At 47.3% G+C, this 11,559-nt stretch carries 8 protein-coding genes; all 8 read left to right on the forward strand.

From position 1 onward, the window contains the following. Window positions 1–192 precede the first annotated feature (192 nt). The 8 genes from uhpT to ACF8EG_RS15455 all read left to right on the forward strand — a co-directional run bounded on the left by uhpT (window position 193) and on the right by ACF8EG_RS15455 (window position 11,505). Window positions 193–1,587 carry a hexose-6-phosphate:phosphate antiporter gene (gene uhpT, locus ACF8EG_RS15420; protein ID WP_005479317.1) on the forward strand — a complete coding sequence of 465 codons (1,395 nt, stop codon included), beginning with the start codon at window positions 193–195 and terminating at the stop codon, window positions 1,585–1,587. Between the two features lie 139 nt (window positions 1,588–1,726). After that, window positions 1,727–2,335, forward strand: coding sequence for a transcriptional regulator UhpA (uhpA, locus tag ACF8EG_RS15425; protein ID WP_005394558.1), 609 nt, complete (start codon window positions 1,727–1,729; stop codon window positions 2,333–2,335). After that, entirely contained in the window at window positions 2,335–3,837 is a 1,503-nt protein-coding gene (gene uhpB / locus ACF8EG_RS15430; protein WP_025817608.1) for a signal transduction histidine-protein kinase/phosphatase UhpB, read from the forward strand. Before uhpA ends, uhpB begins: the two co-directional genes overlap by 1 nt. Before the next feature lie 6 nt (window positions 3,838–3,843). Then, window positions 3,844–5,184 carry an MFS transporter gene (locus tag ACF8EG_RS15435; protein ID WP_005480243.1) on the forward strand — a complete coding sequence of 447 codons (1,341 nt, stop codon included), beginning with the start codon at window positions 3,844–3,846 and terminating at the stop codon, window positions 5,182–5,184. 124 nt (window positions 5,185–5,308) lie between these two features. Beyond that, on the forward strand, window positions 5,309–6,544 hold the full coding sequence (gene manA, locus ACF8EG_RS15440) for a mannose-6-phosphate isomerase, class I (RefSeq protein ID WP_069507156.1): 1,236 nt from the start codon (window positions 5,309–5,311) through the stop codon (window positions 6,542–6,544). 354 nt (window positions 6,545–6,898) lie between these two features. Next, window positions 6,899–8,161: a hydroxymethylglutaryl-CoA reductase gene (locus ACF8EG_RS15445; protein ID WP_069490342.1), complete on the forward strand. Its 1,263-nt coding sequence runs from the start codon at window positions 6,899–6,901 to the stop codon at window positions 8,159–8,161. Window positions 8,162–8,607: 446 nt separating this feature from the next. Then, window positions 8,608–10,170, forward strand: coding sequence for a DUF1800 family protein (locus ACF8EG_RS15450; RefSeq protein ID WP_069507158.1), 1,563 nt, complete (start codon window positions 8,608–8,610; stop codon window positions 10,168–10,170). Window positions 10,171–10,179: 9 nt separating this feature from the next. After that, window positions 10,180–11,505 carry a DUF1501 domain-containing protein gene (locus ACF8EG_RS15455; protein WP_069507161.1) on the forward strand — a complete coding sequence of 442 codons (1,326 nt, stop codon included), beginning with the start codon at window positions 10,180–10,182 and terminating at the stop codon, window positions 11,503–11,505. The last annotated feature ends 54 nt before the right edge of the window (window positions 11,506–11,559 follow it).

Here is an 11,559-nt window from a genome sequence, read left to right on the forward strand (position 1 = left end):
GTAAGGATTTTGTGTGACTCTTTTCACGCTTTTCCTCCTTCCTAGGCATTTCTAGGAATTTTTCCTATCCGATCTAGGCAACCATCTCATGTGCCTCACAAAACCACTCTCTAGAATTCCGCTCAGTCAAAGGTAACAAGAGCGCATAACGGTCTCCGTTGTGTTTCTAAAACAATTACAAGAGAGTTCATCATGTTAAAATTCCTCGAACAGGTGCGGAAGCCGACCCTCGATCTTCCTGTCGAAGTTAGAAGAAAGATGTGGTTTAAACCGTTCATCCAATCTTACTTGGTCGTATTTATCGGCTACCTAACCATGTACTTGATTCGTAAGAACTTCAATGTCGCGCAAAACGACATGATCTCAACTTACGGTTTGAGCATGACAGACCTAGGTCTTATTGGCCTTGGCTTCTCCATCACATACGGCATCGGTAAAACCGTTGTGTCTTACTACGCTGACGGTAAGAACACCAAGCAATTCCTCCCTTTTATGCTGATCCTTTCTGGTCTTGCAATGCTTGGTTTCAGCTTCAGCATGGGCGGCGGTAGTGCAAGCCTGTTCTTGATGGTGGCTTTCTACGCTCTAAGTGGTTTCTTCCAAAGTACTGGTGGCCCTTCTAGTTACTCAACCATTACAAAATGGACACCTCGTAACAAGCGCGGCTCTTACCTAGGCTTGTGGAACATGTCACACAACGTTGGTGGTGCGGGCGCAGCGGGTGTTGCTCTTTTCGGTGCTAACTACCTATTCGACGGCCACGTAATCGGCATGTTCGTGTTCCCTTCTATCATCGCGATCATCGTTGGCTTTATCGGTATGCGCTTTGGTAGCGACTCTCCAGAAGCTTACGGTCTAGGTAAAGTAGAAGAACTTTTCGATGAAGCAGTGAGTGAAGAAGACACCGCCGCTGAAGAAAACCAGATGACCAAAAAAGAAATCTTTGTTGAATACGTTCTTAAAAACAAAGTTATCTGGCTACTTTGCTTTGCCAACATCTTCCTTTACATCGTTCGCATCGGTATCGACCAATGGTCAACGGTATACGCGTACCAAGAACTTGGTCTGTCAAAAGAAACGGCAATCTCTGGCTTTACTCTGTTCGAAGTTGGTGCGCTTGTGGGTACTTTGATGTGGGGTTACTTATCTGACCTAGCAAATGGTCGCCGCGCATTGGTTGCTTGTGTGTCTCTTGGTTTGATCATCGTATCGCTTGAGTTCTACCAACACGCAACAAATGAATTCATGTACTTGTCGTCTCTATTCGTACTTGGTTTCTTGGTGTTTGGTCCGCAACTTCTTATCGGTGTTGCAGCGGTTGGTTTTGTTCCTAAAAAAGCAATCAGTGTGGCTGACGGTGTGAAAGGTACATTCGCTTACCTAATCGGTGACAGCTTCGCGAAACTTGGTCTCGGTATGATTGCAGACGGTACACCAATCTTCGGTCTAACAGGCTGGAAAGGTACCTTCGCAGCCCTAGATACCTCCGCCATGATTTGTATTGTTTTGCTTGCTTTCGTTGCTATCGCGGAAGAGAAGAAGATTCGACACGCGAAGAAGCTTCAACTTGCACAAAACCAAGCCTAACTTCTCTGCGCGCTTTACTTCGGTAAAGCGCGCAAGATCATTAAAATGAGTTGATCAATTCAGTATCATTAAAGGTTTTTCTATTAGCTCCGTTTTGGGGCTTATTGTTGTTTGTTGTCTGCTCTATTTGGTTGTAATGATGATTCATGTTGCTCTAGTTGATGATCACGTCATCGTGCGTTCTGGTTTCGCACAATTATTAAATTTAGAAAGTGATATTACCGTTGTTGGTGAATTTGGTTCTGTCGCCGAAGCACGCACAGGCTTGCCTGCGGTACACCCACACGTCGTCATCCTAGATATTTCCATGCCCGATGAGAGCGGATTAAACTTACTGAGCGAAATTCCAACTGGCATTGCCTGTGTCATGCTAAGCGTGCACGACTCCCCAGCAATGGTGGAAAAATCACTAAAACTTGGTGCAAAAGGATATCTAAGCAAACGCTGTAGCCCAGACGAACTTATTCAAGCAGTGAGAACCAGTGCGTCTGGCGGCTGCTATCTTACCTCCGACATTGCCATCAAACTGGCAACACCAAGTGACAAAGCTGCATCGCTTTGCCAGCTAACAAGACGCGAAAATGAAGTTTGCCAGCTTTTAGCCAAAGGGCTGGATGTAAAATCTGTCGCGGCAGAGCTTGGCTTGAGCCACAAGACCGTACACGTTCATCGAGCGAATGCCATCGACAAACTCGGCGTGAAAAACAACGTTGAGCTCGCCAAACTATTCTCTCAAGAGTCCTTTTAATGCGAGCCTATTCTGTCACAACGATTTGTGGCCTGTTTGTTATGGCCTGTGCTTGGTTCTGTTTGTGGGTGATCGCCTACTACTTTGTCAACGATCCAGAGCTCGCCATTCTGCTTTTCCCATTCGCCTTACGATTGGGGATTGCGCTGCACACTCGCACCGCTTACTGGCCAACAATCTACGTATCAGAATGGGCGCTGACGATTGCACTGGCGACCTTATTAGAGCAACCTCAATGGCTCACCGTGCTGATCGCCAGCGTTGCCAGCATCCCTGTCACACTGATTGCGAAAAAATACTACTACGGTGACCAAAACCGCCACTTAGCCGTCATGGGCGTTGTGATCATCATTACCGCCTTCATCAACGTAATGGCGGTCGGCTTTCACGTGCCTTCTGTTTACATGGTGTGGTTAGCCAGTATTTCTGGTGGGCTGATGCTGGTTCCTATGTGCTACCTGCTGTGGAACTACCTCTTTCAAAGCCGATGGTCGCCTCTGACGTCACATCTTTTGAACAACACTGTGGTGTTCAGCATTCGACACATAGTGTTTTACTCCGTACTTCTTATCGGCAGCATTCTGGTGCAAACGAGTTTGCCTGAAGAGTTAAAACGATTTGCGCCATTTTGTATGGCTATCCCAATCATCGTGCTGGCACTTCGTTACGGCTGGCAAGGAGCCCTACTCGCCACCATGCTCAACAGCATTGCGCTGATTGCGGCTCGTAGCGGCGTATCGAATCTAGAAATCACCGATTTGTTGTTGTCTCTTTCAGCTCAAACCATAACCGGCATCATGCTGGGTTTGGCGGTTCAAAAGCAAAAAGATCTCAACCACAAACTGCGTGGCGAGCTATCCCGCAATCAAAATCTGTCTCGTCAACTTATCGAAGCGGAAGAATCGGTAAGACGCGACATTGCCCGCGAGCTGCATGACGAAATCGGCCAGAACATTACCGCTATCCGTACTCAAGCCAACATCATCAAGCGCATCGATAACGCAGAAATGAGCGCACATTGCGCAGATACCATTGAGGGGCTTTCTCTCAACGTGTACGACACCACAAAGCGACTGCTAAGCAAGCTAAGACCCAAAATGCTGGATGATTTGGACTTAAAAGAATCCGTCGAGCAACTGACGCGAGAGATGGAATTCGCCAATCACGGAACAACTGTTCAATTGAACTGGCAAGGCGATTACACCAGCCTGAGTGACACACTCAAAGTCACCCTATTCCGTTTATGCCAAGAGTCATTAAATAACGCAGCCAAGTACGCAGAAGCGCAGTTGATCAATATTGAACTGACAATTGGAGAAGCTGCGGTGTCACTGATGATTCACGATGATGGTGTCGGCTTCAAAGTTCAGGACAGCATGAAAGGCATGGGCGTTCGCGGCATGCAAGAGCGTGTGCACGCGTTAGGTGGAAAAATGGTTATCTACTCCACCAGCGATCAAGTGATCGGCACACAAATCAGCATTACTTTACCTAAGGTGTAACTCAAGATGTTTGGATTTTTACGTTCACCTAAATTTACTCAACCGAGTCTGAGCAACGAGCAAATCGACCAGCGTTACCGCCATTGGCGTTTGCACATTATGTTGGGGATGTACATCGGCTACGCAGGTTTCTACTTTACCCGTAAGACCTTTAACTACGCCGCACCAGCGATGATTACCGACCTTGGCTTAGATAAAGGCGATTTGGGTCTTATCGGTACACTTTTCTACATCACCTACGGCTGCTCGAAGTTTATTTCTGGCACGATTTCGGATCGCTCTAACCCTCGTTATTTCATGGGGCTAGGCTTGATAGCGACAGGTCTGGTCAATATCGCGTTCGGCTTTTCTAGCTCACTCGCGGCTTTCATTACTCTGTGGATCTTAAACGCCTGGTTCCAAGGCTGGGGCTGGCCTTCATGCTCCAAGCTGTTAACCACTTGGTATTCACGCTCCGAGCGTGGCTTCTTATGGGCGATTTGGAACACCGCACACAACGTTGGTGGCGCGCTGATCCCTATTTTGGTGGGCTATTTAACCTTACACTACAGCTGGCGTGAAGGCTTTATTCTACCCGGCATCATAGGGGTATTACTCGGTCTATTCGTTTGTTGGCGATTGCGCGACAAACCCACAACAATGGGTTTACCAAGTGTCGGACAATGGCGCAACGACGCACTAGAACTTGCGCAAGAAAATTACGGACGTGGCCTCACCTACCGCGAAATTCTGAAATCGTACGTATTTAACAACAAATACATCTGGCTACTCGCGTTCAGTTACGTGTTGGTTTACATCGTCCGAACCGCAATCAACGACTGGGGAAACCTGTACTTGACCGAGCAGCATCACTATAGCCTGATTAACGCCAACGCTGCCCTTTCTATGTTTGAAATCGGTGGTTTTGTTGGTTCATTGGTTGCGGGTTGGGGCTCAGACAAACTCTTTGGCGGTAACCGTGGGCCAATGAACTTGCTGTTCGCTATTGGGATTTTCTTATCTGTCTCCGCGCTTTGGCTGATGCCTCTGACCAACTTTGCATTCCAAGCGGCGGGATTGTTCTCCATCGGCTTCTTTGTCTTTGGTCCACAAATGCTGATCGGTATGGCGGCAGCTGAGTGCTCTCACAAAGATTCTGCCGGCGCGGCAACAGGATTCGTGGGCTTGTTCGCCTACATGGGCGCAGCATTGTCTGGTTATCCACTGGCGTTAATTCTTGAAGAATATCATTGGACGGGTTTCTTCATCACCATTTCAGTTTGTGCAGCCGTCATTGGCCTTTTGTTGCTGCCATTTTTGCAAGCGCAACCATCACGAAAACCACTCGAACCAAAACCTCGGTTGTAAATCGACTTATCGCCCTTCGGGCAAATTGGCGAGTGACCTAACCGCGCTCGCCATCCTTATTTAACGTATCTCTGCTCAATTTTTCTTCCGATTCAGTTCGGAGGGTTAACTATGGGAAAAATTCATGAATTTGAACACTATTTCATCGCATAGCTTCTTTCAAATGAACAACAAAATCCAAAACTACGCTTGGGGAAGCACCTCGTCTATTCACGATTTGTTTGGCTTTTCTAACGAAACAAATGAACCTCAAGCAGAAGTATGGATGGGTACTCACCCAAACGGCTGCTCTGAAGTTCAGGTTGAGCAAAACACGCTGCCTTTGTCTGAACTGATTAAACAAAACCAACCCGCTTACTTATCAGCAGAAACCGCAGCGAAATTTGGCGACCTGCCCTTTCTGTTTAAGATCTTAGCGGCCGAACATGCACTGTCGATTCAAGTTCACCCAAGCAAACAAGATGCCGAAATAGGTTTCGAAAAAGAGCAAAGTGCTGGCATCCCACTAAACGCGAGCCATCGTAACTACAAGGATCCAAACCACAAACCTGAGTTGGTGTACGCGCTGACAAGTTACCAAGCCATGAACGGTTTTCGCTCGTATGCCGAGATTATTGAGGCATTTAGCCTTTGCGATATCGATGAGCTACGCGCACCGCTAGATGCATTCAAACGCGAAATCAACTCACAAGGTTTACGAGATTTCTTTGTGCACATTCTGACCATGGAAGGAGAAACAAAAGAGCGAGCACTGAAACAGCTTCTTGCCCACGCTTCACGTCAATCGGAACAATGCACTGACTCGGAGCAAGGCACTGACAGCGATGTTTTCCAGCTCATCTTGAATCTATCCACTCAATACCCCGGCGATGTCGGCTTGTTTGCGCCATTACTGTTGAATGTCATCACGCTGCAACCTGGCGAAGCGATGTTCCTGAGCGCAAGAACGCCACACGCTTACATTAAAGGTACGGGATTAGAGATCATGGCGAACTCAGATAACGTTTTGCGTGCAGGACTCACGCCGAAACATATGGATGTTGAAGAACTGGTTAAATGCACAGACTTTGTGCCTAAGCCGTTTAACAGCCTTGTACTTGAACCCAATGCAAATGGTTGCCAAAGCCTTTACCCCGTTCCAGTGGCAGACTTTAGTTTCAGCATTATTAACCAACCGAACAATGAAGTGGTTGAGGCAAACAGCGCAGAGATTTTGATGGCGATTGATGCCGACCTGACACTCATCAGTGATAACGGTGAGACGTTAACCGCAGCGAAAGGACAATCGGTATTTGTTCCTGCTTACGTTGGCCATTACCGTATTCAAAGTGCGGGACGTGTGGCTCGCGCCTTTAACTAACTTCTGAATAACGGATTCAAGCTAGCGTCTGACCCAAGGGACTGGGTTAGACAATTTATTCCTCTCATAGATTGAGCCTGTCCGGTTTTAAGACACTCATTCTTACACCTTATCGACTCAAAGCCGCTGCGGTCTAAACCATCTAAGTTCTCTGAGAACCATAGATTCCTCTATTCACTGCAACATTCATTGTCAAAACCCATTGATTTCCGTTAAATTCGCCGCTCCAATATCAAATCACTTGGATAATAAAGGCGCTTGCACAGTGGTATTTGTTGCAAAACGTATAATCAACGTTGTAATCAAAGCCCCAATCACTACAATCTCTGGTTCGATTTTTCAGTTAACGTTTGTATGCCGAAGTTAAACCAAGATAACCCTGTTCAAAGCTCCGCCCTTTCCGATATCGAAACCAGCAGTAAGATTCAATCGGCATTAGAACCGAAGTTTCACAAGCCAGAGAAACGTCTCTGCTTAAGCCCTGGCCTATCGGATAAGCATTTGGCGCGCCGTTGGCAAGTATTGGAACAAGTGACCAATAAAGATCATCTTCTTGATCCTTTCACACAATCACATAGCGACGCTTACTCCAACAACATCGAGCACTTCATTGGTACTGTCAATGTGCCGGTCGGCATCGCAGGTCCTTTACGCGTCAACGGTTTGTATGCGAACGATGACTTTTTGGTTCCGCTCGCAACGACAGAAGCCGCGTTAGTCGCTTCCTACAATCGTGGCGCAAATCTTATTACCGCCGCTGGTGGCGCAAGCGCATTGTTGCTAAGTGAAGGGGTGAGCAGAACACCAGTGTTCGCCTTTAATAACCTTGCCAACGCTGGCCAGTTCGTCAGTTGGGTTGTGACCCAGTTTGAAGTATTTCGTCAAATTGCGGAATCCACCACCTCACATGGCAAACTCAAAGACATCAATGTAAATATCGAAGGAAACCACGTTTATTTGGTCTTTGAATACGTGACCGGTGACGCTTCCGGACAAAACATGGTGACCATCGCAACAAACGAAGTGTTCCATCATGTTTTGGCGACCAGCCCAATCAAACCAACTCAAGCATTCTTGGATGGCAACTTATCAGGCGACAAAAAACCAAACGCGCACACACTACGCTCGGTACGCGGTAAGAAAGTATCCGCCGAAGTGACCATTCCGGCTGAGTTGGTGGAAAAATACTTGCATACAACGCCGGAGTCTATGGTTCAATTTGGCAAAATGACAACGGTGGGCGGTTTACTCAGCGGGACAATTGGCGTCAACGCGCATTACGCAAACGCCCTTGCTGCGCTGTACATTGCTTGTGGTCAAGACGCCGCTTGCGTTGCAGAGTCTGCCATTGGTATCACTCGTATGGATGTGGACGCTCAAGGCAACTTGTACGCGTGCGTGACCTTGCCGAACATCATGGTGGGAACGGTTGGCGGGGGCACAGGCCTTCCAACACAAAAAGCATGTTTGGATATTTTGGGTTTGCACGGCAACGGCAAAGCGAAAGCCTTAGCCGAAGTAGCAGCTGCGCTTTGTCTGGCTGGCGAACTCTCGATTGTTGGCGCATTTTGTGCCGATCACTTCTCCCGAGCTCATCATAAATTAGCGCGTAAATAACAGACTCGCCGCTCAGAGAAGGCCTTTTGTTTTTCTCTGAGCGCTGAACTTCTGCGGGGCACTTATTCAGATCCTTCTCTTCGATAATTTTCTTTCATGGCTCATTCGTTTTAAACACCGAGTTCGCTCTCATCGATAAAGCCGCCTCTTTACATTGGGCAAAATTGACCGTCAGTTCCGTATCTGTACACAATTATTCTCTTTCTTACGCGGTTTTTCTTTCTTTTTGTCTATACATAAAATTCAGTAAGTTATCTCAAATTACCAATTCCTGTCGTTACAAAATCGTACTATTTTCAGTAATTGTGTTTTTTATTAGTCACTTATAGCGACTATACTCACCTCTGCAGCTGCTTGATTTTTCTAAATTTATTTTAAAGCTCACACGAGCGTCACTACTCCCGTTAAATGGATTTAAGTCGTTCCTTTGGGTAAGCGAGTTAACTATGAGACGTCAGAAACAAAATGGAATTTCTTGTTGGGTGCTAGGATTCTTAGCCATGTTGCTCTGCTATGCAGGGCCCGCTTCCTCAGAAGAGGATTCCGCTAACTTCATCAATGCGCGCTTTCTTTATCAAAGTACGTTTGGACCAACGCCAGCCTTGATTGATCAAGTCGAAGAAGTTGGCATTGAAAGTTGGCTCAAACAACAACTTCTTCTTCCGGCGACCTATCATCGTCCTCTCTACGACACTCCTTTTAGCAAAGGAGCACAAGCAAATCGAGAAAATGCTTGGTATCAAATTGTTCTCACATCAGAAGACCAGCTTCGTCAGCGAATGGCGTTTGCGTTAAGCCAAATACTCGTGGTTTCGCGCTATGGCGGAGCACTATCGAGCAAGCCAACAGGCCTAGTGGACTACTACGATGTGTTGGTGAAGCACGCCTTTGGTAACTATCGTGATCTTCTACACGAAGTGGCTATCCACCCGGCGATGGGCAACTACCTATCGATGATGGGCAGCACTAAGGAAAATACTTCAACAGGCGCGCTACCGGATGAAAACTTTGCCAGAGAACTGATGCAGCTTTTTACGTTAGGACTTTACGAGCTAAACCTTGATGGTAGTGTAAAACGTGATCCTAAAACCGGAAAACCGCTGCCGACCTACTCTCAAACTGATATCCAAGAACTGGCCCGTGCGCTAACTGGTTGGAAAAATTCAGACACGGCATTTGTTGAACCCATGCGCGTGATAAACAGCCGACATGATACCAACGAAAAAACCGTGTTGGGAACAACCATTCCTGCGGGTTTGACCGCCCAAGAAGAGCTCTCACAAGTGCTGGATATATTGATGTCTCATCCTAACATTGCGCCATTTGTGTCGAAGTTTTTGATTCAACGATTCGTCTCTTCTAACCCAAGCCCGGAGTACGTTGCGCGAGTTGCTCGCGTATTCAACAACAACGGAAAAGGGGTAAAAGGTGATTTAAGCGCAGTGATCCGCGCGGTTTTACTTGATAACGAAGCCATGGGGTTAACCAACACGCCGCCAATGAAAGTGAAAGAGCCCATTTTGGTGCTCACCAACTTCCACCGAGCCGCAGGCTTTACACTTACCGCTGCGCGCTATGACGGAGCAACAACAGTGATGAACACCGCAGAACAAGGCGCACTGCGCTCTCCTTCAGTATTTAATTTCTACTCGCCAGACTATCAACCTTCGAATGAGTTTGTGCAATCAGGCATGGTGTCACCCGAATACGAATTGCTCGATTGGTCAGTGTATACCGATCTGGTCAATTTCATGCTCAGTAGCACTCGCTCGGGTGGTGGCGATACTTATACGCTGGACTTTAGCGAACTGTATTCCCTACTCGATGATCACGAAGCTCTCGTTGAGCGTGTCGATGAACGATTCTTTGCAGGCACGGCTTCGCCTGAGCTCAAAGCGCTTTTGCTAGAAGTGTCGGATGAGTATCGAACCGATTACGTACCAACAACAAAACTCGCACTCGTTATCTTTACTGCGATTTCTGGCGATGAGTTTTACATTCAGGATTAGGGGTGAATTATGGACATTTCGAGACGTAACTTTCTAAAAAGCACCGCATCGTTTGGGGCGATCGCTTCACTCGGATTGCCGGGTTATTCACTTGCCGCGCCTTCAAATGATTTCCGAGCGCTGATCTGTGTGTACTTAGCTGGCGGAAACGACGCGATTAATACCATATTGCCGCTATCTGATTTTCACTACAACCAGTACGCCAATGTGAGAGGATCTCTTTCTGTTGCCAAAAATACCATTATTCCCATTGGATTGAATGCGAACGACGCAAACAACAACGCCGTTCCGCTTGGGCTGCATCCTAAGTTGTCGGCACTTGCTCCGCTATTCCAACAAGGCGATGCTAATTTGGTGCTTAATAGCGGCATTCTCAACCAACCTGTGACAAAACAAGCCATCGAACAAGGTGATGTTCCATTGCCAGAGCAGCTGTTTTCTCACAACTCACAGACCGCATCTTGGCTGCGCGGTGGGATGGATGCTTCTACGAATTTAGGTTGGGCTGGACGCATGCTCGATGTGCTAACGTCAGACGCTCAAATCACACCGCTGTATAGTGTGCATGGCGATACGTTGTGGTTGAAGGCCATGGAGCACCGTCAGACCGTACTCAAAAAAGACAAAGCGGTTCAATTGACGGCGGTTGGAAATCCACTTTACGAAGAGATTTATCAAAAACTGCTCTCACAAAGCGCAGATAACCCGTTCAGTGGGCATTTTAATTTGATGGTCGACGAATCCATGATGATGAGCAACATCCTCGCGGAGCAACTGAAACTGATCGATGACGCGCCTTTATTCTCCTCTTCTACGCTCGGCAAACAAATGCAGACCGTGTACAAATTGATCGCCAGCCAGAGTGCGCTTAGTCAGCAGCGACAAGTGTTCTTTGTAAAACATACAGGATACGACTTGCATGACTCGCAACTTGCGCGACACCCTTTGTTACTCGAAGATCTCGCCACCAACCTAAATGCCATGTATCGCGCAGTTGATAAGCTCGGTATGAGTAAAAACGTGACCACGTTTACGATGTCTGACTTTGGTCGACGAATAATCAATAATGGTAACGGTACCGATCACGGCTGGGGCGGTCATCAGTTATTGATAGGTGGTGCGGTAAATGGCAGTGCGCCGATCGGTACGTGGCCAGAGTTAACACTTGGAGGGCAAGATGATTACTCAAAAGGTCGATTGATTCCGACTATTGCCGCAGACCAAGTTGGCTCAACTCTCGCACAGTGGATGGGAGTGAGTGACAATGCCGCACTGGAATACGTATTCCCGAACATCCGTAATTTCACCACATCTAACCTTGGCTTTATGGCTTAAGCCAAGCGGCTCAGTTTCGTTTATTTAATTGTCAAAAAGGGAGCGCAATGCTCC

The organism is Vibrio sp. YQ_11 (assembly GCF_043103065.1).
GTDB lineage: Bacteria > Pseudomonadota > Gammaproteobacteria > Enterobacterales > Vibrionaceae > Vibrio > Vibrio parahaemolyticus.